This is a genomic window from Pseudomonas sp. No.21, from assembly GCF_054558415.1.
The window spans coordinates 440,365-467,307 of the sequence record NZ_BAAJNO010000003.1; the positions used below are offsets into that span (position 1 = coordinate 440,365).

General features: G+C 67.3%; 21 protein-coding genes and 2 pseudogenes. 11 read left to right on the forward strand and 12 right to left on the reverse strand.

What is annotated here, in order from left to right:
* Positions 1-39: 39 nt before the first annotated feature.
* The 4 genes and pseudogenes from ACYJSS_RS07940 (at position 40) to ACYJSS_RS07955 (ending at position 9,850) form a co-directional block, all read left to right on the forward strand.
* Positions 40-903, forward strand: coding sequence for a sulfotransferase family protein (locus tag ACYJSS_RS07940; RefSeq protein ID WP_111260554.1), 864 nt, complete (start codon positions 40-42; stop codon positions 901-903).
* Between the two features lie 152 nt (positions 904-1,055).
* A pseudogene (locus ACYJSS_RS07945) lies at positions 1,056-1,733 on the forward strand (DUF4347 domain-containing protein); the annotation flags it as partial.
* Positions 1,734-2,852: 1,119 nt separating this feature from the next.
* A pseudogene (locus tag ACYJSS_RS07950) lies at positions 2,853-7,089 on the forward strand (beta strand repeat-containing protein); the annotation flags it as partial.
* Between the two features lie 1,258 nt (positions 7,090-8,347).
* A complete protein-coding gene (locus ACYJSS_RS07955) occupies positions 8,348-9,850 on the forward strand; it encodes a TolC family protein (RefSeq protein ID WP_111264038.1) in 1,503 nt (500 codons plus the stop codon).
* Between the two features lie 699 nt (positions 9,851-10,549).
* On the opposite strand, the gene ACYJSS_RS07960 is transcribed toward ACYJSS_RS07955, so the two are convergent.
* The 5 genes from ACYJSS_RS07960 to ACYJSS_RS07980 form a co-directional block, all read right to left on the reverse strand.
* Entirely contained in the window at positions 10,550-10,774 is a 225-nt protein-coding gene (locus ACYJSS_RS07960; RefSeq protein WP_111264039.1) for a hypothetical protein, read from the reverse strand.
* Between the two features lie 4 nt (positions 10,775-10,778).
* Complete coding sequence (locus ACYJSS_RS07965; protein WP_236204455.1) at positions 10,779-11,480, reverse strand: YebC/PmpR family DNA-binding transcriptional regulator; 702 nt, start codon at positions 11,478-11,480, stop codon at positions 10,779-10,781.
* A gap of 265 nt (positions 11,481-11,745) precedes the next feature.
* Positions 11,746-12,534, reverse strand: coding sequence for an SDR family NAD(P)-dependent oxidoreductase (locus tag ACYJSS_RS07970; RefSeq protein ID WP_111264041.1), 789 nt, complete (start codon positions 12,532-12,534; stop codon positions 11,746-11,748).
* A gap of 107 nt (positions 12,535-12,641) precedes the next feature.
* Positions 12,642-13,223, reverse strand: coding sequence for an NAD(P)H-dependent oxidoreductase (locus tag ACYJSS_RS07975; RefSeq protein WP_236204454.1), 582 nt, complete (start codon positions 13,221-13,223; stop codon positions 12,642-12,644).
* Between the two features lie 58 nt (positions 13,224-13,281).
* Entirely contained in the window at positions 13,282-13,698 is a 417-nt protein-coding gene (locus tag ACYJSS_RS07980) for a MerR family transcriptional regulator (RefSeq protein WP_236204453.1), read from the reverse strand.
* A gap of 155 nt (positions 13,699-13,853) precedes the next feature.
* Here ACYJSS_RS07980 and ACYJSS_RS07985 point away from each other — a divergent pair, with 155 nt between their 5' ends.
* A complete protein-coding gene (locus ACYJSS_RS07985) occupies positions 13,854-14,270 on the forward strand; it encodes a group II truncated hemoglobin (RefSeq protein WP_236204452.1) in 417 nt (138 codons plus the stop codon).
* Between the two features lie 69 nt (positions 14,271-14,339).
* Positions 14,340-14,684, forward strand: a complete 345-nt coding sequence (locus ACYJSS_RS07990; protein ID WP_111264045.1) for a hypothetical protein — start codon at positions 14,340-14,342, stop codon at positions 14,682-14,684.
* 3 nt (positions 14,685-14,687) lie between these two features.
* Here the strand turns inward: ACYJSS_RS07990 and ACYJSS_RS07995 are convergent, their stop codons facing one another.
* Positions 14,688-15,089 carry a hypothetical protein gene (locus ACYJSS_RS07995; RefSeq protein WP_236204451.1) on the reverse strand — a complete coding sequence of 134 codons (402 nt, stop codon included), beginning with the start codon at positions 15,087-15,089 and terminating at the stop codon, positions 14,688-14,690.
* A gap of 241 nt (positions 15,090-15,330) precedes the next feature.
* Here ACYJSS_RS07995 and ACYJSS_RS08000 point away from each other — a divergent pair, with 241 nt between their 5' ends.
* Positions 15,331-16,173, forward strand: coding sequence for a CAP domain-containing protein (locus ACYJSS_RS08000; protein ID WP_236204638.1), 843 nt, complete (start codon positions 15,331-15,333; stop codon positions 16,171-16,173).
* A gap of 81 nt (positions 16,174-16,254) precedes the next feature.
* On the opposite strand, the gene ACYJSS_RS08005 is transcribed toward ACYJSS_RS08000, so the two are convergent.
* Both ACYJSS_RS08005 and ACYJSS_RS08010 read right to left on the reverse strand, forming a co-directional pair.
* Entirely contained in the window at positions 16,255-18,186 is a 1,932-nt protein-coding gene (locus ACYJSS_RS08005) for an alkaline phosphatase D family protein (RefSeq protein WP_111264048.1), read from the reverse strand.
* 413 nt (positions 18,187-18,599) lie between these two features.
* Entirely contained in the window at positions 18,600-19,493 is an 894-nt protein-coding gene (locus tag ACYJSS_RS08010; protein WP_236204450.1) for a LysR family transcriptional regulator, read from the reverse strand.
* An 84-nt stretch (positions 19,494-19,577) separates the two neighbouring features.
* Here ACYJSS_RS08010 and ACYJSS_RS08015 point away from each other — a divergent pair, with 84 nt between their 5' ends.
* Positions 19,578-20,357, forward strand: coding sequence for an NAD(P)H-dependent oxidoreductase (locus ACYJSS_RS08015; RefSeq protein WP_236204449.1), 780 nt, complete (start codon positions 19,578-19,580; stop codon positions 20,355-20,357).
* Positions 20,358-20,476: 119 nt separating this feature from the next.
* Here ACYJSS_RS08015 and ACYJSS_RS08020 read toward each other — a convergent pair whose 3' ends face one another.
* The 3 genes from ACYJSS_RS08020 to ACYJSS_RS08030 form a co-directional block, all read right to left on the reverse strand.
* Positions 20,477-21,313, reverse strand: a complete 837-nt coding sequence (locus ACYJSS_RS08020) for a bifunctional allantoicase/(S)-ureidoglycine aminohydrolase (protein WP_021222068.1) — start codon at positions 21,311-21,313, stop codon at positions 20,477-20,479.
* A 184-nt stretch (positions 21,314-21,497) separates the two neighbouring features.
* Entirely contained in the window at positions 21,498-22,382 is an 885-nt protein-coding gene (locus ACYJSS_RS08025; RefSeq protein WP_111264051.1) for a LysR family transcriptional regulator, read from the reverse strand.
* Positions 22,383-22,512: 130 nt separating this feature from the next.
* Positions 22,513-22,953, reverse strand: coding sequence for a DUF2846 domain-containing protein (locus ACYJSS_RS08030; RefSeq protein WP_111264052.1), 441 nt, complete (start codon positions 22,951-22,953; stop codon positions 22,513-22,515).
* Positions 22,954-23,165: 212 nt separating this feature from the next.
* On the opposite strand from ACYJSS_RS08030, the gene ACYJSS_RS08035 reads away from it, so the two are divergent.
* Together ACYJSS_RS08035 and ACYJSS_RS08040 are read left to right on the forward strand one after the other, a co-directional pair.
* On the forward strand, positions 23,166-23,759 hold the full coding sequence (locus ACYJSS_RS08035) for an RDD family protein (protein ID WP_236204448.1): 594 nt from the start codon (positions 23,166-23,168) through the stop codon (positions 23,757-23,759).
* A gap of 3 nt (positions 23,760-23,762) precedes the next feature.
* On the forward strand, positions 23,763-24,140 hold the full coding sequence (locus ACYJSS_RS08040) for a VOC family protein (RefSeq protein ID WP_236204447.1): 378 nt from the start codon (positions 23,763-23,765) through the stop codon (positions 24,138-24,140).
* A 14-nt stretch (positions 24,141-24,154) separates the two neighbouring features.
* On the opposite strand, the gene ACYJSS_RS08045 is transcribed toward ACYJSS_RS08040, so the two are convergent.
* Positions 24,155-24,787, reverse strand: a complete 633-nt coding sequence (locus ACYJSS_RS08045) for a hypothetical protein (protein WP_236204446.1) — start codon at positions 24,785-24,787, stop codon at positions 24,155-24,157.
* Between the two features lie 400 nt (positions 24,788-25,187).
* Here ACYJSS_RS08045 and ACYJSS_RS08050 point away from each other — a divergent pair, with 400 nt between their 5' ends.
* On the forward strand, positions 25,188-26,930 hold the full coding sequence (locus tag ACYJSS_RS08050) for an ATP-binding cassette domain-containing protein (protein WP_236204445.1): 1,743 nt from the start codon (positions 25,188-25,190) through the stop codon (positions 26,928-26,930).
* Positions 26,931-26,943: the final 13 nt, after the last annotated feature.

Sequence of the window (26,943 nt, forward strand, 5' to 3'; positions counted from 1 at the left end):
GGGCAGAGACTCATCGACAGGCAGACGTACACGCAGACCATGGCCAATTCATCACCCGCCTTCCATTTCATCTCGGGGCTGCCACGCTCGGGGTCCACGCTGCTGGCGGCGCTGCTGCGGCAGAACCCGCGCTTCCACGCCGGCATGACCAGCCCGGTGGGCAGCTTCTTCTCGGCCCTGCTCAAGCAGTTCGGCGCCGAGAGCGAGTTCGGCCCGGTGGTGACCCAGGAGCAGCGCAAGCGCCTGCTCGCCGGGCTGTTCAGCAACTACTACGCGGACCAGGCCGGGCGGGACGTGATCTTCGACACCAACCGCCAGTGGTGCGCGCGGTTGCCTGCCCTGCTGGACCTGTTCCCCCAGGCCAGGGTGATCGCCTGCGTGCGCAATGTCGCCTGGGTGATGGACAGCATCGAGCGGCTCTACCGCGCCAACCCGTACGAGATCACCAAGCTGTTCAACGACGACAACGAGCGCAACACCGTCTACAGCCGGGTCGAGACCCTGGCCCAGCGCAACCGCCTGGTGGGCCTGCCCTGGTCGGCGCTCAAGGATGCCTATTACGGCGAGCACGCCCGCTCCCTGCTGCTGGTGGACTACGACCTGCTGGTGGCCACGCCCGAGCGGGTGCTGCGGCTGGTCTACGAGTTCCTTGGCGAGCCCTGGTTCGAGCACGACTTCGAGCATGTCGAGTACGACGCCCCGGAGTTCGACCAGGCCCTGGGCCTGCGCGGCCTGCACAAGGTGCGGCCCAAGGTCGAAGTGGCGGCGCGGCGCACCCTGCTGCCGCCGGATCTGTTCGAGCAGTACGCGCAACTGGATTTCTGGAAGGACTCGCGTAACAGCGAGGCCCATGTGATCAGGACCGCCCGGGATGCCCGGGCCCTGGAACAAGAACGCAACTGAGCACCCGCCGAGGCGGGCGCCGGAACGAGGAGGTAGAGGTCATGGGCTGGGGTCATTCGAGGAAGGCTGGTCGCAACGGCAAGGCCAAAGGTGCGGAGGCTGCGCCCCTGGCGTGCCCGCTGCCGCTGATCAGTGCGCTGGAGCCGCGCATGATGTTCGACGGCGCGGTGGCCGCGACGGTTGCCGATACCGCCGCCTCGGCGGCCACCTCCGCCCCCACGGCGGCCGACGCGGCCCATGACACCGGCGCCAGCGACAGCAGCCATGCCGGCACCGCCGACAACAGCCACGGCACCCAGGACCTGCAGGCCAGCCCGGTGACCGACGGGCAGAACGGCGTGCGCAAGGAAATCGTCTTCGTCGATACCCGTGCGCCGAACTACCAGGAGCTGCTCAAGGCCGTCTCGCCCAATGCCGAGGTGGTGCTGCTGTCCACCAACAAGGACGGCGTGCAGCAGATCGCCGACGCCCTGGCCGGGCGCACCGGCATCGACGCCATCCACATCATTTCCCACGGCGATTCCGGGGTGCTGCTGCTGGGCAACGGGCCGCTGTTCGAAGGCAACCTCGGGCAATACGCCTCCCAGCTTTCCAGCATCGGCAAGGCGCTGACCACCGATGGCGACATCCTCCTCTACGGCTGCGAAGTGGGGGCCGGCAGCGAAGGCCAGGCCTTCGTCACCAAGCTGGCCGGCATGACCGGGGCGGACATCGCCGCTTCCGACGACAACACCGGCGGCAACGCCAAGGGCGGTGACTGGGACCTGGAGATCGCCACCGGCCAGATCGCGGCCAGCAGCGCCCTGAACCTGTCGCGCCTGGGTGGTTACGACCACCTGCTGGTGACCACGGCGGTGAACAACATCGCCGCCCTGAAGAGCGCCATTGCCACGGGCAATACCGACGGTGTCGACGACGTCATCACCCTCACCGGCAACATCACCTTCGCCAGCAGCAGCGACGGCATCACCATCAACGTCACCGACGGCCATACCTTGCAGATCGTCGGCGGCGGTTTCGCGCTGGACGGGGCCCACAAGACCCGGGTGCTGGACGTGACCACCAGCGGCGCCAACTCCAAGGTCGCGCTGGACAACATCACCATCCGCAACGGCCTGCTCGTCGGCAACGGGGCCAATGAAGGTGCCCCCGCCATGGACAGCCTGGGCGCGGCTATCCGCAACGCGGGCGTACTGACCATCACCAACAGCACCATCACCGCCAACAAGGCATCCGGCGGCGGCGGTGGCGGTGGCGACTTCGGTGGCAACTACGCCGGCGGCGGCGGCGGCGGTGGTGGTTTTGGCACCTCCCTCGGCGGCACCGGGGGAACCAGCGCCGGTGCCGCCATAACGCCCACCTCACCTGCCACTGTCACCGGAGGTAATGGCGGCGGTCCCAACCCCGACTTCGGGGGGCGTGGCGGCAGCGCTGCGGCAGGTTCGGGTGGCAGCTACTTCGGTAACGGTTCGAACACTGCCGGCTACACCGCCGGGGGATCGGGCGGGGTGGCCAACAACGGCAGCATCAGCATCGGCGGCGGCGGCGGTGGTGGTGGCTCATCGGCGGCCGGCGGCAGGGGGGCTGCTGCCGCAGGCGGCATCTACAACACCAGCAGCGGCATCCTGACTATCGTCAACAGCAGCGTGACCAACAACCTCGGTGCCGGTGGCGGCGGTGGCGGCGGGGTTGCCAGCGACCAGGCCGCAAACTACGGCCGGACGGGCAGTGGCGGTGATGGTGGTGCCGGGGTCGGGGCCATCTGGAACGCCGGCGGTACGGTGCGGATGGACGCCACCAGCGCCGGTACCCTCGCCACCGGCAACGTGGGCGGTGGCGGCCTGGGCGGCAAGGCGGCCGGAGCCGGCAACGTCGATGGCAACAACGGTGCGTCCACCTCGACCATCTACACCACCAACGGGGGCACCACCGATACCAACTACAACCCCAACGCGGCACCGACCCTCGGCAACCTCAACGGCGACAGCGTTGCCTGGGCCGGTGCGGGCAACACCGTGCGCCTCGATCTGGGCAGCAACGCCAGCCTGGCCGATGCCGAGCTGGGCGCGCTGAACAGCGGCAACGGCAACTGGTCCGGTGCCAGCCTGGTGATCCAGCGCAATGGCACGGCGGTGAGCAGCGACGTGCTGGGCTTCGACACCACCGGCGGGCTGTTCACCGTCAGTGGCAGCAACCTGCAGTCCGGTGGGCAGACCTTCGCCACCTTCACCAACACCGGCGGCGTGCTGACCATCACCTTCACCAGCAGCGGCACCACGGCCACCACCGCCCTGGTGAACGATGTGGCGCAGCGCATCACCTACCGCAACGACACGCCGGCCGGCGATGCCAACGTCAAGGTCACCCTCAACGACGGTGCCGGCGCCAGCGCCACCGCCAACGTCACCGTGGCCACGGACTTCATCTACGTCACCAATACCAGCGACACCGCCACCATCGATGCCAGCAACGGCACGAGCTTCAGCGAGGCCGTCGCCATCGCCGCGGCCGACAGCACCGGCAGCCAGACCATCGTCTTCGCCAGCAACCTGGCCGGCCAGACGCTCAACCTCAATGCCGGGTCGATCAACGAGAGCCTGACCTTCGACATGGACCAGGCCAGCGGCCTGATCCTCACCGGCGGCACCCTCACCCTGGGCGGCGGCACCACCCAGACCTTCACCCATGGCGCGGGCGACACCGCCACCATCAGCAGCGTCATCACCGGCAGCGGCGCCCTGACCAAGGCCGGGGCGGGCAACCTGACGCTCTCCGGCTCCGGCAACACCTTCAGCGGCGCCACCACCATCAGCGCGGGCACCCTGACGGTCAGTGGCGGCGATGCGCTCGCCTCCAACACCAGCGTGTCGGTCGCGGCCGGGGCCACCCTGGCGCTGGCCGGCAACGAAGCGCTCGGCAACCTCTCCGGTGCCGGCTCGGTGACGCTCGGCAGCTTCAACCTCACCAGCAACCAGACGGCGGACACCACCTTCTCCGGCGGCATCAGCGGCACCGGTGGGGTGACCTTCAACCAGACCGGGGCCGCCACCTACTCGACCACGCTTTCCGGCACCAACACCTACAGCGGGTCCACCATCCTGGCCAACTACGGCTGGCTGAAGCTCAACGGCGACGCCTCCATGGCGGACACCAACGCCGTGCGGGTCAATGGCAACAGTGTCCTGACGCTGCTCTCGGACCAGACCGTCGGCAGCCTGGCGAGCAACAACGCCAACGCCAGCATCCAACTGGGCAACTACACCCTGACCGCCGGGGGTGACAACACCTCCACCTCGGTTTCGGGTGCAGTGTCCGGCACCGGCTCGCTGGTCAAGCAGGGCAGCGGCACCCTGACCCTGTCCGGCAGCAACAGCTATGGCGGCACCACCACCGTCTCCGGCGGCACCCTGTCCATCGCCGGCGACGGCAACCTGGGCAGCGGGGCCGTCAACCTGGCGAGTGGCACCGTGCTCGACGTCACGGGCGCTACCACCATCGACAACGCCATCGTCCTGGCCGGCAACAGCAGCATCGGCAACAGCAACGCCGTCACCCTCAGTGGTGCCATCAGCGGTGCCTACGACCTGACGAAAACCGGCAGCGGCACCCTGAGCCTGTCCGGCAGCAACGGCTACGGCGCCACCTACGTAAGCGCCGGCACCCTGTCCATCGACAACGACGGCAACCTGGGCTCGGGCGCGGTTAACCTGGCCGCCGGCACCACCCTGGCGCTCACCGGCGCCAGCACCATCGACAACGCCATCGTGCTCGGCGGCAACGCCTCGGTGAGCACCTCGGCCGCCGCGACCCTGTCGGGCGTGATCAGCGGTGCCTTCACCCTGACCAAGGCCGGCGCCAGCACCCTGACCCTGTCCGGCAGCAACACCTACGGTGCCACCACCGTCAGTGCCGGCACCCTCAGCGTGGCCAGCGACAGCAACCTCGGCAGCGGCACGCTGACCCTGGGCGCCGGCACCACCCTGGCGGTGACCAGCGCCACCACCATCGACAACGCCATCGCCCTGAGCGGCAGTGCCACGGTCAACACCGGTGCCAATACCACCCTGTCCGGGGTGATCAGTGGCAGCAGCCTGACCAAGACCGGCGCCAGCACCCTGACCCTGACCGGCAACAACACCTACAGCGGCAGCACCAGCGTCAACACCGGGACCCTGAGCATCGCCAGCGACGCCAACCTCGGCGCCGGGGCGCTCAACCTGGCCAACGGCACCACCCTGCAGATCACCGGCACCACCACCCTCGACAACGCCCTGGCGCTGACCGGCCTGGTGACCGTCAATGCCGGCGCTGCGGCCACCCTGTCCGGCACCATCAGCGGTACCGGCAGCCTGATCAAGGCCGGCGCCAGCAACCTGACCCTGTCCGGCAGCAACACCAACAGCGGCACCACCACCGTCTCCGCCGGCACCCTGGTGGTCGATGGCAGCACCGCCAGCGCCACCACCGTGGCCAGCGGCGCGACCCTGGCCGGCAGCGGCACCCTGGGCGGCGACGTCGTCGTGCAGAGCGGCGGCACCCTGTCCCCGGGCGGCGCGGGCGTCGCCATCCTGACCGTCAACGGCAACCTGACGCTGGCCTCGGGCAGCACCCTGTCCCTGGACATCAACGGCACCACCGCCGGCACCGGCTACGACCGGGTGGTGGTCAACGGCACCGTCGACGTCTCCGGCGCCGCCCTGGCGGTCACCCATGGCTACGCGGCCGGCAGTGGCGACAGCTACACGGTGATCGTCAACGACGCCGCCGATGCCGTGGCCGGCACCTTCAGCGGTGTCAGCGAGGGCGGCACGTTCAACGCCGCCGGCAACGGCACCCAGCTGACCACCAGCTACATCGGCGGCAGCGGCAACGACCTGTCCCTGACCGCGCCCATCGCCCCGACCGTCACCAGCGTCTCGTCCAGCACCGCCAACGGCACCTACAAGATCGGCGATGTCATCACCGTCACCGTGCGCTTCGATTCGGCGGTCAACGTCACCGGCACCCCGACCCTGACCCTGGAGACCGGCGCCACCGACCGGGTGCTCAACTACGTGTCCGGCTCGGGCTCCGACACCCTGAGCTTCACCTACACCGTGCAGGCCGGAGACGCCTCCGCCGACCTCGACTACGCCTCCACCTCGGCCCTGAGCCTCAATGGCGGCACCATCAAGGACGGTGCCAACCAGAACGCCATCCTCACCCTGGCCACCCCCGGTGCGGCAGGCTCCCTGGGCGCCAACAAGGCCCTGGTGGTGGACGGTGTGCGCCCGGCGGCCATCAGCATCACCCTCAGCGACACCAACCTGCGCATCGGCGAGACCGCCACCGTCACCATCACCTTCGCCGAGCAGGTGGTCGGGCTGGACACGGCGGACTTCGCGGTGTCCGGCGGCTCGCTCTCGGGCCTGGGCACCAGCGATGGCGGTCTCACCTGGACCGCCACCTTCACCCCGAGCGGCAACGTCAGCGACGCCACCAACATCATCACCCTGAACAACTCCGGGGTGATGGACCTGGCGGGCAACATCGGCAGCGGCAGCACCGACTCGGGCAACTACGCCATCGACACCCAGCGTCCGACGGCCACCATCGTGGTCACCGACACGACGCTGAAGGCCGGGCAGACCACCACCGTCACCATCACCTTCAACGAGGCGGTGACCGGGCTGACCACGGCGGACTTCAGCGTGGAAAACGGCACCCTGAGCGGCCTCAGCTCCAACGACGGCGGCATCACCTGGACCGCCACCCTGACGCCCGGCGCCAACGTCAATGACACCAGCAACCTGATCACCCTGGACAACACCGGCTACACCGACCTGGCGGGCAACGCCGGCAGCGGCAGTACCGATTCCAACAACTACGGCATCGATACCCAGCTGCCCACCGCCACCATAGTGGTCACCGATACCGCCCTGAAGGCCGGGCAGACCACCACCGTCACCATCACCTTCAGCGAGGCGGTGACCGGGCTGACCACGGCGGACTTCAGCGTGGCCAACGGCAGCCTGAGCGGGCTCAGCAGCAGTGACGGCGGCATCACCTGGACGGCGACCCTGACGCCGAGCGCCAATGTCACCGACACCAGCAACCTGATCACCCTGGACAACACCGGCTACACCGATGCCGCCGGCAACGCCGGCCTCGGCACCACCGACTCCAACAACTACGCCATCGACAGCCGTGCCCCGGCGGTCACCTCCGTCGGTGTACCGGCCAACGGCACCTACCTGAATGGCAACACCCTCGACTTCACGGTGAACTTCGACGAAGCCGTGACCGTGGACACCACCGGCGGCACCCCGCGCCTGGCCATCACCCTGGACACCGGCGGCACCGTCTACGCCGACTACGTCAGCGGCTCGGGCGGCACCGCCCTGGTGTTCCGCCTGACGGTCGCCAGCGGCCAGGCGGACGCCAACGGGATCAGCGTCGGCGGCGCAATCGACGCCCACGGCGGCACCCTGCGCGATGCCGCCGGCAACGACGCGACCACCACCCTCAACAGCGTCGGCGACACCAGCGCCGTGCTGGTGGATGCGGTACCGCCACGGGTCACCAACATCGCCCTGGACGGCACCTCGCCCACCACCAACAGCTCGGTGAGCTTCACCGTCACCTTCAGCGAAGAGGTGGCCGGGGTGGACCTGAACGACTTCGTCCTGCTCACCGGCGGCAGCGCCAGCGGCACCCTGCAATCGCTGGTGCAGCTGAGCCCCAACACCTACCGCATCACCGTCAGCGGCGTCACCGGCCAGGGCAGCCTGGGCCTGTCGCTTTCGGCTGCGGGTGCCGGCATCACCGACGTCCCGGGCAGCGCGATGGTCGACTCCTACTCCACCATCGGCTACCAGATCGGCTCGCTGGACAACGGCGATCCGGAATTCCGCGCCAACCCGCCGGTGACCACGCCGATCGACACCCCGGCGCCGCTGCAGCCCACCGTGCCCAGCGCGCCGCCGCCCTCGACCACCACTTCGCCGCTGATCCCGCCGCCGCTGTTCGAGCAACCGACCCTCGGCAGCGGGATTCCCACCGTGGGCAACATCTTCATCAACAACGGCGCCCTGGCACCCAGCTTCATCGCCCAGGTGTTCGCCAGCAGCGACAGCGGCGGCGATGGCGGCGGTGCGGGCTTCCTCGGCTTCGGTGGCGGGGATGGCGGCGTATTCGGCGCCAGCACCTTCTCCGGCCTGTTCAGCAAGGACAAGCCGCAGGAAAGCAACGAGAAGATCTTCGACAAGCAACGCGGCAACGGGCAGGGCGGACGCAGCTTCGGCGCGCCCACCCTCGGCCAGCAGCTGCATGAGATGAAGGAAGCCGAGCAGCGCCAGGTGCGCCAGCTGGCACAGGCCCTGGGCCAGGTCGCGGGGGCGGCCGCCCAGGGTTGAACCGAGTCAGGGAAATCCAATTACCAGCCGTACCAGGGGGCGGCACAAGGATGACCAACCACAACAAGTACAAGGTATTCGCCGCCAGCCTGCTGGCATTGGCAATCAGTGGCTGCGCCGTGACGACCCAGCCCATCGACAAGAGCGTGAGCGAGGAGCGCGCCCGCACCGACCTGCAGGCCATGTTCAAGGGCCAGGAGCCCTTGTCCGGCCCGCTGACCCTGCACCAGGCCATGGCCCGCGCCGTGAAGTACAACCTGGAGGCGCGCCTGAAGGTGATGGAGCAGGCCATGGCCGAGCGCCAGATCGACCTCGCCAGCTTCGACATGCTGCCGCGCATGGCGCTGTCGGCCGGCTATGCGGGGCGCAACAACGTCAGCGCCTCCAGCAGCCAGAGCATCGAGACCGGCACCCAGTCGCTGGAACCCTCGACCTCCCAGGACCGCGACCGTGGCGTGGCGGACCTGACCATGGTGTGGAACGTGCTCGACTTCGGCGTCAGCTACATGAGCGCCAAGCAGCAGGCCGACCAGCGCCTGATCGTCGAGGAGCGCCGCCGCAAGGTCATCCACACCATCACCCAGGACGTGCGCTCCGCCTACTGGCGTGCCGTGGCCGCCGAACGCCTGCTCAAGCAGATCGACAGCCTGATGAGCCGTGTCGACAAGGCCCGTACCGACAGCCGCGACATGAGCCGCCAGCGCATCGGCGACACCGTGCAGGTGCTCAGCTACCAGCGCGCGCTGATCGAGGCCACCCGCCAGCTGGAAGAGCAGCGCCGCGCCCTGACCCTGGCCAAGACCGAGCTGGCCGCGCTGATCAACCTGCCGTTGAACACCGACTACCAGCTCGCCTCAACCGACACCTACAACGTGCCCGAGCTCAAGGTCGACTTCACCCAGCTGGAGCAGCAGGCCCTGGCCAGCCGCCCCGAGCTGCGCGAGCAGGACTACCAGGCACGCATCAGCGCCGCCGAAACCCGCAAGGCCATGCTGCGCCTGCTGCCCGGCCTCGAGTTCTCCGCCGGCGGCCACTACGACAGCAACAGCTTCCTGGTGAACCAGAGCTGGGCCGACTACGGCGTGAAAGTCACCTGGAACCTGTTCAACGTGCTCTCGGCGCCGGCGGCCATCGACGTCGCCAAGGCCGGCGAGAGCGTGGCGGCAGCCCGTCGCCAGGCCATGTCCATGGCGGTGCTGGCCCAGCTGTACGTGGCCAACGCCAACTTCCACGAGGCCCAGCGCCAGTTCCAGACCAGCCAGCAACTGGCCGACCTGGACGGGCAGATCGCCGAGCAACTGCGCAATCGCTACAGCACCCAGAGCATCGGCGAACTGGAGTTGATCCAGGGCGAGCTCAACACCCTGCAGGCACAGCTCAAGCGCGACCTGTCCTACGCCGACCTGCGCAACGCGTACAGCCAGCTGTTCATCAGCGCCGGTGTCGACCCGTTGCCGGACGCGCTGCCGGACGCCAACCTGTCGACCATCGCCGGGGCGCTGGCCAACAGCGAATCGCGTTGGGAAAACGGCGATATCGGCACCGCGAAGTAACGCGCGGTTCGCTGGGAAAAGGGGCTTCGGCCCCTTTTTTCATGGGCGCGTGGTCGTTCAGTGGGCCCCCGCGTGCGCGGGGGTGACGGAGTGGTCCGGGCTTCCCCGCACCCGGTCATCCTCGCGAACGCGGGGACCCACTAAAGGGCGCAGCGGGGAAACCACGTAGCCCAGGGATCGGCTTGCCGTCCAGTGGCCCCCCGCGTGCGCGGGGGTGACGAGTGATTCGGGCTTCCCCGCACCCTGTCATCCTCGCGAACGCGGGGACCCACTAAAGGACGCAGCGGGGAAACCATGCAGCCCAGGGATCGGCTTGCCGTCCAGTGGGCCCCCGCGCGCGCGGGGGTGACGGAGTGGTCCGGGCTTCCCCCACACCTCGTCATCCTCGCGAACGCGGGGACCCACTAAGGGCGCAGCGGGGAAACCATGCAGCCCAGGGGTCGGCTTGCCGTCCAGTGGCCCCCCGCGTGCGCGGGGGTGACGGAGTGGTCCGGGCTTCCCCGCACCTCGTCATCCTCGCGAACGCGGGGACCCACTAAAGGACGCAGCGGGGAAACCACGTAGCCCAGGGATCGGCTTGCCGTCCAGTGGCCCGCCGCGTGCGCGGGGGGGACGAGTGATCCGGGCTTCCCCGCACCCCGTCATCCTCGCGAACGCGGGGATCCACTAAGGGGAAGAGCGGGAGAGTCGAGCAGCCGCTCAGTGCACGCTCTGCGCCTGTTCCTCGAACAGGCGCTGGGCGGTGCTGAGGCGTTCCAGCTCGCGGCGGACCATGGCGGCGTATTCCGGGGGCTTGAGCTGGTAGAGCTCGGTGGCGACCCAGGCCAGCCAGCGCGGGCCGAGGACCGCGCGCTCCTCCAGCAGGCGCAGCGCATCGGCAAGGGCGCGTTCGGCGTTGTCCTGGTGGAAGCGTTCGCGGCCCATGGGCTCAGTTGGCCTGCAGGCCGACGTAGATGTTCTGCACGTCGTCGTGGTTGTCGAGGGCGTCGAGGAAGGCCTCGACCTCTTCCAGCTCGGCACCGGACAGGGCGACCGGGTTCTTCGCCTTGTAGCCCAGGTTGGCCGAGGCCACGGTGAAGCCGAATTCCGGCAGCGCCTTGCACACCGCGTCCAGGTCGGTGGGGTCGGTGTAGAAGGTGGCGCCTTCCTCACCGGCTTCGAAATCCTGGGCGCCGGCTTCGATGGCGGCCAGTTCCGGGTCGGCATCGGCGCTGGCCGGTTCGGCCTCGATCATGCCCAGGTGGTCGAAGTCCCAGGACACGGAGCCCGAGGTGCCCAGCTGGCCCTTGCGGAACAGCACGCGGATCTCGGCGACGGTGCGGTTGAGGTTGTCGGTCAGGCACTCGACGATCACCGGCACGCGATGCGGGGCGAAGCCTTCGTAGAGGGTGCGCTCGTAGTTGACCACTTCACCGGACAGGCCGGCGCCTTTCTTGATGGCGCGCTCCAGGGTGTCCTTGGGCATCGAGGCCTTCTTGGCCTGGTGCACGGCAAGGCGCAGCTTGGGGTTCATGTCCGGGTCGGCGCCGTTACGGGCGGCGATCATGATTTCCTTCACCAGCTTGCCGAAGATCTTTCCTCGGGCGTTGGCGGCGGCTTCTTTGGGTTTGGCTTTCCACTGGGCGCCCATGGCGGTTCTCTCGCAGGTTGCACGGGGAGCGGGCCGGTGCCCGCTCGTGACAGGTGGGCGATTCTACCGGGCACTCGGGGGCGCCTGCCAGTTGCGGCGCCGGTCGGCGTGGTCGCACCCCGGCGTCGCAACCAAACCACACGGAAAGTCGCCGAGCGAAGGTCAGGCGAGGCAAAAAACGGTGAGGAAGCGGAGTCTACGAGCTGTAAATGAGCATTCCGAACCGCTTTTTAACGAAGCATCACCGAGCGCAGGCACTTTCCATTCAAAAGGCTGAGCGCACGACGCCGCCATCTACCCGCAGGGCAGCACCATTGGTGGCCGAGGACGCCTCGGAGCAGACGTAGACCACCAGGTTGGCCACTTCCTCCGGGCGGGCGAAGCGCTTGAGCAGCGAGCTGGGGCGGGCGCTGGCGAAGAACTCCTGCTCGAATGACTCGAAGCTCTGGCCGCCGGAGAGCTTGTCGACGAACTCGCCCACGCCCTCGGAGTGGGTCGGGCCGGGCAGCACGGCGTTGACCGTCACGCCGGTGCCGGCGCAGGTCTCGGCCAGCCCGCGGGAGAGGCCCAGCTGTGCGGTCTTGGTGACGCCGTAGTGGATCATCTCCACCGGGATCTGCACGCCGCTCTCGCTGCTGATGAACACCACGCGGCCCCAGTTGCGCGTCTTCATGCCGGCCAGGTAGGCGCGGGTCAGGCGCACGCCGGACATGACGTTGGTGTCGAAGAAGCGCTGCCAGTCCTCGTCGGGGATCTCGTCGAAGGGCTTGGGATCGAAGATCCCCAGGTTGTTCACCAGCACGTCTACCTCCGGGTGGTGCTGCACCAGCCGGGTGATCTCTTCGGGTCGGGTCAGGTCGCCGGCGAAGCCTTCGACCCTGGCGTCGGGCTGCTGGGCGCGCAGGCGGGCGAGGGCCTCGTCCACCGAGCCCTGGCTGCGGCCGTTGAGGATGACCCGCGCGCCTTCTCGGGCGAGCCCGGCGGCGATGGCGAAGCCGATGCCCTTGGTGGAGCCCGAGACCAGGGCGCGTTTGTTGGCCAGGTTGAAGTTCATGTTGCCTCCGTGGGTTGAGGGAGCGGTACCGGAGATTGGGTATAGACGCTTTCCTCGCCCCGTGCCGTGGCCCGGGCTTCAGCCCGGGACAATCAGGGGGCTGCCGGTCAGATCCGCCCCGCCAGCGTGCGCGCATCCTCCAGCCAGCCGGCCAGGCGCTGTTCGCTGGCGCCCCTGATCGGCCCCAGCGCCAGGGTGCGTACCGGGGCGATGCCGCAGAACTTCAGCGTGGTGCGCTCCATCTGGTTCAGGCCCGGGGCTCGGTAGACCCAGCGGAAGTACCAGGGCGGGGTGTCGAGGCTGACCAGCTGATGCGCCGAGCGGCCCTTGAGCAGCCGCGCGGGGAAGGGGTTGCCGTTGCGGTAGGCGAAGGCGAAGCCCGGTAGCAGGATGCGGTCGAGAAACCCCTTGAACAGCGCCGGCACGCCGCCCCACCAGATGGGGTAGGCGAAGCACAGGTGCTCGGCCCAGGTGATCGCCTCCTGGGCGCGGAGCAGGTCCGGCTCCAGCGGCTGGATGCGCCGGTAGCCCGCGTGGAGGATGGGGTCGAAGTCCAGCTGGTGCAGGCACAGCGTGCGCACTTCGTGGCCCGCCTGCTGCGCCGCCTGTGCATAAACCTGCGCCAGTGCCGCGCAATAGCTGTCGCCGGAGGGATGCCCGAGTACCACCAGGACGCGTTTCGTTGCCATGGGCCACCTGCCTGTAGAAGGAAAGGCGGCAGTCTGGCGTCTGCCCCTAGGGGCAGAGTCAAGCCTCGTGCAGCAGGGCGCTGCGCTGGGCGGGCTCGGCGGCGCAAAGCGCCTGGTCGGCCTGGGGCTGGCCGGCGATGCAGGCGTGGATGTCTGCGCCGATACGGCCCAGCTGCGCGTCCAGGTGCTGCAGCCGGCGGATCTCTGCGCGCAGGGCGGCACGCTTGCCCTGCAGGCGCTGGTACAGCTCGGGCCAGTCGGGCTCTTCGCCACCGGCCAGCAGGGGATGCAGTTCGGCCAGGCGGAAGCCCACCGATTGCGCCTGGCGGATCAGCAGCACCTGCTGCAGGTGGCGCTCGCCATAAACGCGATACACGCCCTGGCGCGGCACCGGGCCGAGCAGGCCCTGCTCTTCATAGAGGCGGATGGCCTTGGCGCTGGCGCCGGTGCGGCTGGCGAGTTCGCCGATGTGCATGGTGGGTCCCCGTGAAGTGGAAGAGGCGACGGTAATGCGCGAGGGCTCGCGGTTCAATGGCGCGCTTGTGGCTGCGACCCTCGGGCGCGCGAGGCGGGCCTCGGCAGTGGCGGGGGCGGTCGCTACAATGCCGCCTTTTTCGAGGAGCCCGAGCCTTGAGCAATCCACCCTTCGGCGTCGGCGATGCCTCCTACCAGGCCGCCGGCGGCATCGACGGCCTGCGTCGCCTGGTCGACGACTTCTACCGGCTGATGGACGAGCTGCCGGAAGCCCGCGAGCTGCGCGGCATGCACCCGGAGAGCCTGGAACTGTCGCGGGACAAGCTCGCCTGCTTCCTCAGCGGCTGGCTCGGCGGCCCGCGCCTGTTCAGCGAGAAATACGGCTCCATCGCCATTCCGGCCTTCCACGCCCAGTGGCCGATCGACGAGGCCCGCAGCGCCGCCTGGCTGCTGTGCATGGAGCGGGCGATCGCGCGGCAGGGCTACTCCAGCGAATTCGCCGACTACCTCCTGGCCCAGCTGCGCATCCCCGCCGGGCGGGTGGTGCAGGCCAGCCGCAACCGCCACGGCTGACGGCTTGCCCGTCATCTGCCGCCATCCATACTTCACCGGCCGCCCTGGCCATTACCCATCGAGGTCCCCATGAAACCCGTACGCATCGTCGCCCAGTGGGCCGAAGACGAAAGACAGACCCTGGTGATCGTCGCCCTGCAGGCCGACGACATGAGCATCGACAAGACCGTCGAAGCCTTCGGCTACGTGAAGGACTACGACGACGAAGACCGCATGTACGTGCGCTACCCCTTCGTGCTGGAAGAATACTCCGACACCGAGGCGCTGATGGACTGGGGCGCCCTGGACGACACCCGCACCCTGATCGACCTCTACGGCCGCCGCATCGTCCCCGGCGAAGCACTGGTCCGCAACGAGCGTGGCGAGCGCTATGACTACCAGGTGGTTTCGGTGGAGCCGTTCGTGCCGGCGTGAGCCTCACGCATCCCGCAGCAGGTCGTGGGCGTTGAGTAGGGCGAAGAGGACGTCCGGGTTCCTCTCCAGGCCGCGGCGGATGGCGGCGGGGATGGACTGGCGGGTCTTGCGGCAGAGGCCGGCCTGCTCGGCGATGTCGATCTCGATGCCGCGCCCGCTGCGCACCTCGTTGAAGCCGGGGGCGATGGCCAGGCGGATGCCGAGCTGCTCGAACATCTTCTGCTGCAGGCGCCCGAGGTCGTCGAGGCTGGTGATGTTCTCCAGCCGTTCGAGCAGGCGCAGCTCTTCCTGGCGCGTGAGGCGCAGGATGCGCAGGTCGGCGCCGGGCGCGGCCAGCAACTGGTCGCGCTCGCAGATGCAGGTGCCGGGCGGGCAGGGGTTGCGCAGGGGGATGGATGGCGTCATGCATCGATCATAGCGACAGGCCGGCGCGCTTGCGTATGGCCGTAGGTACCGAACGATGGCATCGTGCTGCACATTTCCCCGCCGGGGTTGTCCAACCGGGGTATTCGGGCCTGACGGCCTTGCGTCCCGGCCACCTGTTCAAGCAGGCTGGGGCGCGCCAGGGGTGATATCGCATTGCGCCGGACGGATTGGAATCGCGCATCACGAGCGCTATCAGGTGAGGGAGGTTTCCATGGGGGGCATGCATCGCGTGTCGCGGCTCGCGGCTTTGGCGTTCGGGGTGGTCATGGCCACCAATGCCGTGGCCAGCGAGGAGTCGCAACTGGTCGAATCGATCAACCTGTACCGCAGCCAGGTGCAGAGCTGCGCGGGCGAGGCGTCCCTGGAGCTGCCACCGCTGGCGGCGGACCCGCGCCTGGTGCTCTCGGCCAGCAGCATCGGCGACCTGCAGCAGGCGCTGGCGCAGTCGTCCTATCCCATGGTCAACGTGCAGGCCATCAGCCTCTCCGGCCCGCGTGACGCCAAGTCCGCCATGGGCGCGTTGCAGGAGAGCTTCTGCCATGTATTGCTGGACCCGCAGTTCGTCGATGTCGGCGTGAGCCGCGAGGACCGCGACTGGCGCATCGTCCTCGCCCGGCCGCTGCTGGCCGCCGCCCTGGGCAAGTGGGAGAAGGAAGGGCAGACGCTGCTGGAACAGATCAACGCGGCACGCGCCCAGCCCCGCCAGTGCGGCGGCCAGGCCTTCGCCGCCACCACGCCGCTGGCCTGGAACGCCACCCTGGCCACCGCCGCCGAAGGCCACGCGCGCTCCATGGCCAACCAGAACTACTTCGATCACAAGGGCCGCGACGGCCGCACCCCCGGCGACCGCGCCGAGCTGGCGGGCTATGTCGGCCAGCTGATCGGCGAGAACATCGCCGCCGGCCAGGACAGCACGCGCAAGGTGCTCGACGGCTGGCTGGCCAGCCCCGGCCATTGCGCCAACCTGATGAACCCGCAGTACCGCGAACTGGGCGCCGGCTACGCGGTGGACCCGAAAAGCGATGCGGGCATCTACTGGACGGCGATGTTCGGGACGCAGTGACGAGGGGCGACCCGGGGCCCTGCCCGGGGGCCGCCATCGGTGAGCATCGACCTTCCCCGGGCGAGCCCGGGCTACAGGCGATCAGGCGCGGCCCGGGCTGTCGCGCTCGTCGAGGAATTCGGTGGCGTCGCTGCCGTCGGCGTTGAGCTGGAAGATGCGCGCCGGGCGGCCCTGCGCATCGAAGAACACCTGGCCGAGGCCGGCCGAATTCCACAGGCGTTCGCCCGCCTTGCTGTGGGCCGGGGTGCGCGGCACCACCTGCATGCGCCGACGCTTGGTGAACCAGTTGAGCGGCGAGTGGGGCGAATAGAGCCAGCGGTTGAGGCGGTCGAAGACGTCCAGCAGGCGCCGGGGAAATTCGTTCTTCACGCCGCTGCTGGTGATCTGCCAGATGCGCGGCCCCTGCTTGCGGTGGCGGATCAGCACCTCGTAGACGAAGGAGTAGTGCACGTCCCCCGAGAGGATCACGTAGCTGCCCGGCGTGCGCGAGTGGCGGAAGATGTTGAGGATCACCTGGGCCGCGCCCCGATGGGCCATCCAGTTCTCCGCGTCCACCAGCAACGGGTGGCCGAACCAGCTGAAGACCTTCTGCACCGTTTCGATCAGCTTCACGCCGAACACCGGCGCGGGCGAGACGATGATGGCCGACGGATGGTCGAGCAACTCCTGCTGCAACTCGCTCAGCGCTTCCCAGTCCAGCAGGCCGGAGGGCCGCTTGAGGTTCATTTCACTGCGCCAGCGGCGCGTGCGGGTGTCCAGCACCACCAGCGCCGGCGTGGTGGGCAGCGTGTATTGCCAGTGGTTGAAGGCCAGCAGTTCGTCGATCAGGTCGTCCAGCGCCGGGCTGGCGAGGTGGCCGTCCGTTTGCGCGCCGGTCGTGAGCGCCTGGATCTTCGGCAGCACCTCGGCGAAGGCGTCCGGGTCGTTGCCCCAGCCCTGGCAGAGCAGGTAGGCGAGCAGGGCGTTGCCGATGATGCGCTTGGAGAAGGGATGGCCGTAGGCGGTCTGCTCCCACTGGGCGGAGAGGTTCCAGTCGTCGGTGATGTCGTGGTCATCGAAGATCATCAGCGTCGGCAGGTGGGCCAATACCCGCGCCGCGCCCGGCAGGCCCTCGCGGAAGGCTTCCAGGCGCTGGCGCTCCAGCTGGTAGCGCTCGACCTTGTCCGCCGGCAGCGACGGCATCTCCGTTTCCAGCAGCGTCCAGGGCACCGGTGACCACACCAGCAGGTACATGGCCAGCACCTCGGCCAGGGTCACCAGGTGGTTATCGGCGTTGCTGCTGGTGAAGATGGGTTTCTTCGAACCCCCGAAGAAGCGCTCGCGCAGGGTCTCGTTGCTCTCCAGCGCCGGCAGCAGGTCGGCGCGCCGGTAGTAGCTGGCCGGGTGGCGGTAGAGGGCCTGGCTGTCATCGACCACGGCGCCGTCCAGGCGCTCGTCGAACAGCCCGAGGCGGGCGATCAACTGGTGGATGGCGCGCAGCATCGGCCCGGCCACATCGTCGGCGTAGACCTGGTCGCCGCTGAGCAACAACAGCGCCGGGCGCTGCTCCGGCGCGGGCTGTGCCGCCAGCAGGCGGTCGGCGCAGAGCAGGCCCTCCGCCGCCGGGTGATGGGGCTTGCGGCAGGACCCATGGAGCAACTGGTCGATGCGCGAGCGCAGCACGAAGCCCGGCTGCTGCGCCTCGCCATAGAGCAGGTGCGGCGCCCATTGGGCGATGCCCTGGCCATCGAAGCGCAGGTCGTAGTCGATCTGCCGGTCGCAGGGCAGGGGCGTATCCAGGCGCAGGTCGATCAGGTGCAGAAAGGCGTGCCGCCCCAGCGGCACCACCTGGCACGCCTCGGCATCGAGCCTGTAATCGCGGGCGTTGCCGTCGACGGCCAGGTGCAGGCTCAGCGCCAGCTCGCGAGTCGCCACCAGCCACAACACCAGGCGCCGGGCCTCCAGCCGCCGCAGCATGGGGCCGGCGAGGACGGGCGGAAGGTGATCGGGCGTGGCGAGCTGGGGTGCGGGCATCGGGGCGAACGGAATCGGGCGAACAAGCGCGGAAGAATAGCGCGACTGGCCAGGGCGGCTGAACAGCAAGGGCGACTGTTTCGTTAGCGGGCGTGACAGGGTTCAGTTCTGCCGGTTATGCCCATCGCGAATGAATTCGCTCCCACGGGTTAGCGCCAGGAGGCACCGTTGTGGGGGCGAATTCATTCGCGAAGGGAGGTTCGCTGGGTGAATGGATTGGCTCTGTCTGCGTTAGCTGTTGTGGTCTTGATGCAAGCGCTCAAGCACGCTCCTTCCCGGGCGCCCAAGGGGGGCTGCCACCTCCACCGCATGGGTTTCGCTTCGCTCTACGCCATCCTACGAAAGCCGCCACCACGTGCGCGCAGGTGTGGGGTTGCATCCGACCTACATGCCCCACGGGAGCCACTCCTTGTTCAAACTGCCTTGACGATCTGCTCGCGCAGCCACTGGTGTGCGGGGTCGCGGTGGGAGCGTTCGTGCCAGAGCATGGCCATCTCGTAGCCGGGGACTTCCAGCGGGGCGTCGACCACCTGCAGGGTGCCGCTGTTGCCCACCAGGCGTTCGGGGAGCATGGCCACCAGGTCGGTGCTTTCCAATACCGAGCGCAGGAACAGGAAGTGCGGCACCGAGAGCACCACGCGGCGTTCCAGGCCGTGCTCGGCGAGCGCTGCGTCGGTGACGCCGGAGAAGCCGCCGCCATCGGGGGAGACGATCACCTGGTCGAGGGTGCAGAACTGCTTCAGCGTCGGGCGTCGCTTCAGGCGCGGGTGGCCGGCGCGGCCGGCGAGCACGTAGCGCTCGGCGAACAGGGTGCGGCGGCGCAGGTTGAGGGGAGAGCCTTCGGCGGTGTGGAAGGCCAGGTCGATATCGCCCAGCTCCGCCTGTTTGGCGATGCGCGAGGGCACCATCTCGACCACGGCGATGCGGGTGCCCGGTGCGGCGGCGCGCAGGCCGGCGAGGGCGGGCAGGAGGATGGCCGACTCGCCGTAGTCGGTGGCGGCGACGCGCCAAGTGTCCCGCGCCTGGGCCGGGTCGAAGGGGCTGGCCGGGGCCACGGCGCGCTCCAGGGCTTCCAAGGCCTGGCGCAGGGGCTCGCGCAGCTCCTCGGCGCGGGCGGTGGGGCGCATGCCGCGCGGGCCGGGCAGCAGCAGCGGGTCGTCGAAGATCTCCCGCAGCTTGGCCAGGTGCACGCTCACCGAGGGCTGGGAGAAGTTCAGGCGCTCGGCGGCGCGGGTGACGTTGTGCTCGGCGAGCAGCACGTCGAGGGTCACCAGCAGGTTGAGGTCCAGACGCCTGAGATTATTCATTCACATACCTGGAATATGGGTTATTCATTTCCAATATACCTGGCGGGCCACCATCCTGCGCTCATCCCGTTATGGAGGTTTGCCATGAATGTCCTGATCGTTTTCGCCCACCCCGAACCCCGCTCGCTGAACGGCGCGCTGAAGGATTTCACCGTGCAGCGCCTCGAGGCTGCCGGCCATGCGGTGCAGGTGTCCGACCTGTACGCCATGGGCTGGAAGGCGCCCATCGATGCCGGCGACAGCCTGGACCGCGACCCCGAGGCGCGCTTCGATGCCTCGCAGGATTCCAGGCGTGCCTTCGCCAGCGGCCGGCAGAGCGCGGACATCGCCGCCGAGCAGGACAAGCTGCGTTGGGCGGATGCGCTGATCCTGCAGTTCCCGCTCTGGTGGTTCTCGATGCCGGCGATCCTCAAGGGCTGGGTCGACCGCGTGTATGCCTACGGCTTCGCCTATGGCGTGGGCGAGCATTCGGACGTGCGCTGGGGCAACCGCTACGGCGAGGGTTCGATGGCGGGCAAGCGGGCGATGCTGCTGGTCACCACCGGTGGCTGGGATTCGCACTACAGCGAGCGCGGCATCAACGGCCCGATGGACGACCTGCTGTTCCCCATCCAGCACGGCATCCTGCATTACCCCGGCTTCGACGTGCTGCCGCCCTTCGTGGTGCATCGCACCAGCCGGGTCGACGCGGCTCGCTTCGCCAGCATCCAGGAGGAACTGGGGCAGCGCCTGGACGCGCTGTGGAGCACCGAGCCCATCGCCTATCGCCAGCAGAACGGCGGGGACTACGAGATTCCCGCGCTGACCTTGAAGCCCGACGTGGCACCGGGGGAGGTGGGGTTCGCGGCGCATGTGAAGCGGTAGCCCGGGCTTCAGCCCGGAACGGGCCTCATCGGGGCATCCCTGGGCTGAAGCCCAGGCGACGGAGCCCTTTGCGGCACCGCAGAAACGACGACGGGAGCGCTGGGCTCCCGTCGTTTGGATCAATGGGCCTGGTTGAGGGTCAGGCGCATGTGGCGGTTCACATCCTTGTACAGCAGGTAGCGGAAGCGACCCGGGCCACCGGAGTAGCAGGCTTGCGGGCAGAAGGCGCGCAGCCACATGAAGTCACCGGCCTCCACCTCGACCCAGTCCTGGTTCAGGCGGTAGACGGCCTTGCCTTCCAGCACGTACAGGCCGTGTTCCATCACGTGGGTTTCGGCGAAGGGGATCACGCCGCCCGGCTCGAAGTTGACGATGTTCACGTGCATGTCATGGCGCATGTCGGCCATGTCGACGAAGCGGGTGGTGCTCCAGCGGCCTTCGGTGTCCGGCATCACGCGCGGCTCGATGTCCTGCTCGTTGGTGACGAAGGCGTCCGGCAGCGGTACGCCGTCGACCTTCTGGTAGTGCTTGCGGATCCAGTGGAAGCGGGTGTGCTGGCCGCTGGTGTTGCGCACCTTGTAGTCGGCGCCCGGCGGAATGAAGGCATAGCCGCCCGGTTGCATGCTGTGCACCTGGCCTTGCAGGGTCAGGGTCAGCTCGCCTTCGACGATGAACAGCACCGCTTCGGCGTTGGGGTCCTGCTCGGGCTTGTCGCTGCCGCCCTGCGGAGCCAGTTCGACGATGTACTGGGAGAAGGTCTCGGCGAAGCCGGACAGCGGGCGGGCGATGACCCACATGCGCATGTTGTCCCAGAAGGGCAGGTGGCTGGTGACGATGTCACGCATCACGCCCTTGGGGATCACGGCATAGGCTTCGGTGAACATGGCGCGGTCGGTGAGCAGCTCGGTCTGTGCCGGGTGCCCGCCGTGCGGCGCGTAATAGGTGGATTTGGCCATGGGGTATTTCCTCATTGTTGTCTTGCTGCCCGGCGCGTGCGGCGCCGTGGTGAGCAATGGTGCGGAGCGGCGCGCCGTTGGGCGCTGGCCGTCGCTGGAGAGCACGATATCCAGCGATCTATCCATGCACAAATTAAATGTTGGAATCCGCTGTATTCGTTTTTCGAATGCGGGCGGGTCTCTGTCAGCCTTTCGTATCCTGCGCCAGCACCCGTGACAGCACACGCGCCAGCTCCTTCACCATCGGGTCCGCCGCCGGGCGGTGCAGCAGCGCCACCTCGAACGCGTCCACCGAGGGTAGCCCAGCTTTCCTGGCCAGCACGGCGTGGTCCGCCGTCACCGCCCGTTGCGGCAGCAGGCCGATGCCCATGCCGTCGGCAATGGCCGACTGGATGCCCGACAGGCTCGAACTGGTGAAGCTGATGTGCCAGCGCCGGCCCACCGCCTCCAGCGCCGCGATCATCTCGTCGCGGTACACCCCGCGCGGCGGGAAGGTGACGATGGGCAGCGGGTCGAGGTCGATGCAGGGGTTCTTCGCGCTGTCCACCCAGCGCGTCTTCTCCGGCCAGCAGGCCACCGCCTCGCGGGCGTTCTGCCGCTGCTTGAGCAGCACCAGGTCCAGCTCGCCACGGTCGTAGCTGGCGGAGAGGTCGCGGCTCAGCCCGCTGGTCACCTCCAGCTTCACCTGGGGGTAATGGCGGTTGAACGCCGCCAGCTGCTCGGTGGTGCGCCCGGTGGCGAAGTCGTCCGGCACGCCGATGCGCACCGTCAGCGCCACCGTGGCCCCGGACAGCGCCTCCTGCAGCTCGTCGTTCAGCGCCAGCATGCGCCGCGCGTAGCCGAGCAGCGTCTCGCCGGCGTCGGTGGGCAGCACGTCGCGGTTGCCGCGTTCCAGCAGGCGGTGCCCAGCCATCTCTTCCAGCCGGCGGATCTTCTGGCTGACGGTGGACTGGGTGGAGTTCAGCCGGCTGGCCGCCGTGGTGAAGCTGCCGCAATCGGCCACCGCGACCAGGGCGCGGAGCAGGTCGAGCTCGAACACGCGACTATTCGAACGGTCACTGTGGTCCATGGCGGTATTCATCTTTCGAATGGGGATGAGGGCTTTTAGCAGCTTGGAGAAAGGGGGGCAACGATGAGGGAGGGGGGGTTAGCAAGCAGGCTGTGGATGGAGTCGATTGCCGACCCCATCCACGGGGTTTTCAGCGGGCCAGCTTGGTGTCGGCCACGGCCTTCTTGCCTTCGGACTCGGAGACTTCGCTCAGAGTGGCGCCGCCGGCGAACACACCGATCCGGATGGACTGGCGTACGTAGTGGTTCTTGCCGGGCTGGGCACTGAGGTTGAGGGTGTTGTCACCGAACTCGGACTCGGTCGACAACACGTGTGCGCCCGGGGTGATCAGGCGGTAGAAATAGGTGTTGGGTGCGGTTTCCCCGATCACCTTGTCATCGATCTTCACGGTCTTCTTCAGCGCAGCGCCCAGGGACGTGTCGCGGAAGATGTAGACCGCAGACTGGTCCTGCGGCGGGTTCGGGAAGGCCTTGAGGGCTGCGTCTTTTTCGGGGGATTCCATCGGTACCGAAGCGCAACCGGAGAGCAGCGCAACTGCCAGCGCCGCCGTGCACATCATGATCTTAGTCATGGATTACTCGTTCCTGAGTGAAGGTTCTTGCGGTGATGTCATTTCGCCGCTGCGCTACTTTATCGAGACCGATGGAGAGTGCAAGGGTGAGTGGTAATGGGGCGTGTTTGGCAAGGTCGTTTGCAGCGATATCCGGTCTTTTTGCGGCGATTGACGACTGAAGTGGCGGCGACACAGAATCCACCACCCTGTCGATCACAAGGAAGTCTGAAATGGATGCAACCGAAGCGCGCTTGCGAGAAACCTACAGCGGAAGACGCACGGAGGTCCTGGTCGATCTGCTTGAGCAGGGTGGGTTGACCGAGGTGGCCGAGCGGGTCATCCGCGGTGTGCTCATCGAGCGCGAGGCGAGCCCGGGCGAGCGCGTGGCGCCGCAACCGCCCCGTGTTCCCGCAGCGGCTCGGCGCGAGCAGCTCGACCAGCAACTTGCCCCGCTCTGGGCACGGTTCGTGGCCTCGCAGATCGACTTCTGGGGCGCGCTGCTGGTGCTGGGCCTGATCAGCTTCATCATCGATTTTGTGTTCTTCCGGCCGGCCACCAGCCCGGACATTTTCGGCAAGGTCTGCATGCTGCTGCTGTTCGCCTACCTGCTGTTCAAGGACGGGTTCAACGGGCAGGGAATCGGCAAGCGCCTGCTGAAGATCCGCGTCGTCGACAGCGAGACCGGTGCCCCCTGCGAACTGCACAAATCCTGCCTGCGGGGGCTGGTGAGCCTGCTCGGCATCCTCGATGTGATCTTCATCTTCGGGCAGCGCCGCCAGCGCCTTGGCGACCATGCAGCGAGGACCCTTGTGGTCAGGGCTTGATCCATGCCCGAGCCCCGCATCCTCTCGATCCTCCTGCACGTCGGTGACTGGCGTGCAGCCACCGACTGGTACCAGCGCGCCTTTCCCGAGGCGAAGCGCGTGTCGCCACCGACGGATGACTACGGGCACCTGGAGATGGGCGGCGTGGTGCTGGAGATCGTCAACGCCGACGACAAGGTCGCCAGCGGCGCGGCGGGCACCGTCGTCTACTGGGCGGTGGCTGATCTGGATGCCGAAGTGCTGCGACTCGTACAGCTTGGCGCCTCGTTGTATCGAGGGCCGCTGGCGCTGGAGGACGGCGACCGCATCTGCCAGGTGCGCGACCCCTGGGGCAATTGCATCGGGTTGCGGCAGCGGGGCTGTATTCGCGGCTCTCACTAAGCCGCGCCGTTACGTCACGTACGGGGGCCCAGGTCGGTAATCGGCTTGAGGCCGGGAATGTCCCTGTCGTCATCCTCCACCCCCATCGCGAAGCCCCATTGGCCGGCTTGCCGCAACGTCAGCCCGTATGGGGTCGTCTGATTTGCCGAGAAGGCGCCAGGAGGCGTCAGCAGCCTGCTCGCGGAGCGACCTATCCATTTGCCTCGGATTCGTTCATCGGCGAAGCAGATGTCCGGTACGTCCTCACTCTCCTTCAGGTTTCGTTCGAGGTGGCCGTGCGAGCGGTTGATTCTTGGCACAACCCGCAGCATCAGCACGTAGGCGTAACCCAGCTGGCCAGCGAGGTTCCTGCTCAGCGCATGGTCGTAGTCGACCTTCCAGGAGCAGGGGGCGAAAACCAGGCCGGCTGTGCGGCGGTATCCCCTGTAGTCCGGCCTCACGTACAGCAGTGACAGCACCCCTTTCTGCACCACGAAGGCATTCTCGGTATGGATACGGCCTATCTGGTAGGCGGTACCACCCAGTTTCTTCGCGATGAGTTCAATGGACTTGCCCGCGATGGGGATGGCCTGGATTTGCAGGCCCTGCACGCGTTGACCCACGTATCGCCAGGTACCTCTTCCGATGATCTTTTCCAGGTTCAACATGGGGGACCTCCCTTGAATGCAGGGGCAGTGAGATGTCACAGGGAAGACAGGGATCTGTCTGACGCAGCGCTCGAAATGGCTCATGCCTTGTTGTGTTTTCGTCTGATTAAACCAGCTCAGCGGGAAAGCACCGGTAAGCGGGCGCGCCTGGGTCAGTGGCGAATTTTTTCTTAGATTCTTGGATGGCCTCGATTCTGGCGTAAGCCTCTTCTTTTTGCGCCAGCTTCATACCCCTCTCTCTACAGCGCCGAGCAGCTCCGCATTTTTCAAGCGAGCCATAAGCCGCAAGTTCACCCGATAGACTTTTGTACTTGAAATCACCTGGTTCCTGACCCTCCGCAGACGCGATGGCTATCGTCCCAAAATGGAGCCGTCGCTATCCTGGATAGAGACCCAACCGATGCTTGACGCTTCTATCACCCGCGCGCTCTCTTCGCGTTACTGGAAAATCGCTCTTGTGCTGGCCTTGGTAACGCTGGCGAAGCTCACGTCGATAGCGGTGCCGCTGTTGCTTGGCCATATCGTCGACGGCCTGGCTTCGGGCAACGGAACGTCTGCACAAAGCGTCCCTTTGCTGCTCCTGGCTTTTTGTATTGCAGGGGGCGTTCAGGTGGTTGTCATGCCGATCCAGTCGCTTCATCTGTCCCGGCTGGTTCAGGAATGCGTTTGCGAAAGCTCGTTGCACTGGGCGCGTTGTGTCATGGGGAAGGAGTTCGAAGCCTTCTCGGCAATGCGCCTAGGCAACTTGATCAGCACCGTCGACCGCGGTGTAAATGCCCATGAGCGTCTGCTGTCCTTCATCCTGCTCTCTGGCCTTCCCCTGGCGGTGGAAACACTGATCGTCAGCGTCGTACTGCTGGTCTACGGAGGCGCCTGGGTGTTTCTTTCCGTGCTGGTTGGCGCTGCCGGGTACCTGTACCTGAACCATCGGATCATCCGTTGGCGGCGTGTTCACATCGACGCGTTGAACGACCAGGAAGACGAGGTCGCATCGACCTTCGCCCAGACCTTCGGTGTCGCCAAGGCCATCAAGTGCGAGGGAGTACCAGAGTCGGCTTTCGCGTCGCTGGATGCGGCATACCGGGGCTATGCAGCCGCGGCGACTCGCATCGGCTTTTCGGCCTCTTTGCTGGGGGCTGCCAAAGCGCTTTTCATCTGCCTGTCCACGGCGGGCATTCTGTTCTTCGGCTTCATGGACCAACGCTCGAGTGATCCGTACATGTCGATTGGCGAGATGGTGGCGATGTTCACCCTCGCTATCGCCTTCTTCAACAGCGTGGCCTCGATGGCCGAGGCTCAGCGTTTCACCGATCAGTTCGCCTCCGATCAGAAGCGCTTCCAGGAGGTGCTGGGCCTGGAAGACTTCAGGGCTGTGGCCGCCTCGCTTGATGATGCTCCCGGCATGGGCCTGGTGCTGCAGCCCGTGCGGGTGCTTCGCGCCGGGGCGCGCCTGCTGCAACTGACGCAGCCCCTTTCGCTGGCGAGCGATGAAAGCGTTGCCATCATCGGCAGCAGCGGTGCGGGCAAGACGACCTTGCTCGAGGTACTGGCCGGCATAGTGCGCGAGTCACGGAATTGCCTGCGCATCGGGGCGGGGCATCGGGGAGAGCCGGCTGCCGAACGGCAATTCTCATTGCTGCGCTACTGCCCGCAGTCGCCAGCCTTGTTGAGCGGGGAGTTGATGGAGGCCGTGCTCTTTGGCCAGCCGCACGATCAAACGCTACTCAGGGACTATTTGCGGCGGATGGGTTTGATGCGTCTCGCTGCCGAGTTGTGCGGATTCAAGGTGCAGAACCAGGGGACGAATCTGTCCGGGGGCGAGATGAAGCGTTTGTCATTGCTGCGTGTGCTCATGAGGCCCGGGGCTTTCAATCTGTTCGATGAGCCCACGGCTTCGCTGGATACCGTTTCAGCCCGGCAGGTATGGGATTTGTTGTTCGAGCGTTTCAAGGGCATGGCATTGATTTGCGTGACACACGATATGCAGGCATTGCCCCGCTTCGACCGCGTTCTAGTCGTCGACGGTGGAGAAATCGTTGCTAGCGGAAGCTGGAGCGAGTTAGAGCAGGATGCGCGAGTTCAGGATGTACTTCAGCGAATGCAGGAATGCACGGTGCAGGCTGATGCTCACGCCCCTTCTTGAACTACTCTTCGCC

Bases quoted from the DNA above. Each gene is read 5' to 3' on its own strand.
- ACYJSS_RS08015 (WP_236204449.1), top strand. From the start codon at position 19,578: ATGAATGTCCTGATCGTTTTCGCCCACCCCGAACCCCGCTCGCTGAAC.
- ACYJSS_RS07960 (WP_111264039.1), bottom strand. From the start codon at position 10,774: ATGGGCCGCGAACGCTTCCACCAGGACAACGCCGAACGCGCCCTTGCC.
- ACYJSS_RS07990 (WP_111264045.1), top strand. From the start codon at position 14,340: ATGAAACCCGTACGCATCGTCGCCCAGTGGGCCGAAGACGAAAGACAG.
- ACYJSS_RS08035 (WP_236204448.1), top strand. From the start codon at position 23,166: ATGGATGCAACCGAAGCGCGCTTGCGAGAAACCTACAGCGGAAGACGC.
- ACYJSS_RS08040 (WP_236204447.1), top strand. From the start codon at position 23,763: ATGCCCGAGCCCCGCATCCTCTCGATCCTCCTGCACGTCGGTGACTGG.
- ACYJSS_RS08005 (WP_111264048.1), bottom strand. From the start codon at position 18,186: ATGCCCGCACCCCAGCTCGCCACGCCCGATCACCTTCCGCCCGTCCTC.
- ACYJSS_RS08000 (WP_236204638.1), top strand. From the start codon at position 15,331: ATGCATCGCGTGTCGCGGCTCGCGGCTTTGGCGTTCGGGGTGGTCATG.
- ACYJSS_RS08025 (WP_111264051.1), bottom strand. From the start codon at position 22,382: ATGGACCACAGTGACCGTTCGAATAGTCGCGTGTTCGAGCTCGACCTG.
- ACYJSS_RS07940 (WP_111260554.1), top strand. From the start codon at position 40: ATGGCCAATTCATCACCCGCCTTCCATTTCATCTCGGGGCTGCCACGC.
- ACYJSS_RS08010 (WP_236204450.1), bottom strand. From the start codon at position 19,493: ATGAATAATCTCAGGCGTCTGGACCTCAACCTGCTGGTGACCCTCGAC.
- ACYJSS_RS07970 (WP_111264041.1), bottom strand. From the start codon at position 12,534: ATGAACTTCAACCTGGCCAACAAACGCGCCCTGGTCTCGGGCTCCACC.
- ACYJSS_RS07965 (WP_236204455.1), bottom strand. From the start codon at position 11,480: ATGGGCGCCCAGTGGAAAGCCAAACCCAAAGAAGCCGCCGCCAACGCC.
- ACYJSS_RS08050 (WP_236204445.1), top strand. From the start codon at position 25,188: ATGCTTGACGCTTCTATCACCCGCGCGCTCTCTTCGCGTTACTGGAAA.
- ACYJSS_RS07955 (WP_111264038.1), top strand. From the start codon at position 8,348: ATGACCAACCACAACAAGTACAAGGTATTCGCCGCCAGCCTGCTGGCA.
- ACYJSS_RS07995 (WP_236204451.1), bottom strand. From the start codon at position 15,089: ATGACGCCATCCATCCCCCTGCGCAACCCCTGCCCGCCCGGCACCTGC.
- ACYJSS_RS08045 (WP_236204446.1), bottom strand. From the start codon at position 24,787: ATGTTGAACCTGGAAAAGATCATCGGAAGAGGTACCTGGCGATACGTG.
- ACYJSS_RS08030 (WP_111264052.1), bottom strand. From the start codon at position 22,953: ATGACTAAGATCATGATGTGCACGGCGGCGCTGGCAGTTGCGCTGCTC.
- ACYJSS_RS07980 (WP_236204453.1), bottom strand. From the start codon at position 13,698: ATGCACATCGGCGAACTCGCCAGCCGCACCGGCGCCAGCGCCAAGGCC.
- ACYJSS_RS08020 (WP_021222068.1), bottom strand. From the start codon at position 21,313: ATGGCCAAATCCACCTATTACGCGCCGCACGGCGGGCACCCGGCACAG.
- ACYJSS_RS07975 (WP_236204454.1), bottom strand. From the start codon at position 13,223: ATGGCAACGAAACGCGTCCTGGTGGTACTCGGGCATCCCTCCGGCGAC.